This is a genomic window from Clostridium senegalense JC122 (genome assembly GCF_000285575.1).
Lineage (GTDB): Bacteria > Bacillota > Clostridia > Clostridiales > Clostridiaceae > Clostridium_J > Clostridium_J senegalense.
Window position 1 is genome coordinate 1 of record NZ_CAEV01000160.1, and the last position, 267, is coordinate 267.

The window sequence follows — 267 nt, forward strand, 5'->3', positions numbered from 1 at the left end:
CCATAATTTTGCTGGCATGGCTCAACGGTAGAGCAGCTGACTTGTAATCAGCAGGTTGTAGGTTCGATTCCTATTGCCAGCTCCATTTTTTTAAAACATAATAAGGCTCCTTGGTCAAGCGGTTAAGACACCACCCTTTCACGGTGGTAACAGGGGTTCGATTCCCCTAGGAGTCACCATATTTGGTCGCATAGCTCAGCTGGGAGAGCATCTGCCTTACAAGCAGAGGGTCACAGGTTCGAACCCTGTTGTGACCACCAAAAATCT

The 267-nt window shown here is 47.9% G+C and carries 3 tRNA genes; all 3 read left to right on the plus strand.

From position 1 onward, the window contains the following. Positions 1-10: 10 nt before the first annotated feature. The 3 genes from CSGHG_RS19330 (at position 11) to CSGHG_RS19340 (ending at position 260) form a co-directional block, all read left to right on the plus strand. Positions 11-85, plus strand: a tRNA-Thr gene (locus CSGHG_RS19330). 19 nt (positions 86-104) lie between these two features. After that, positions 105-179: transfer RNA gene (locus tag CSGHG_RS19335), tRNA-Glu, on the plus strand. A gap of 5 nt (positions 180-184) precedes the next feature. Continuing rightward, positions 185-260 (plus strand) — tRNA-Val (locus CSGHG_RS19340). The last annotated feature ends 7 nt before the right edge of the window (positions 261-267 follow it).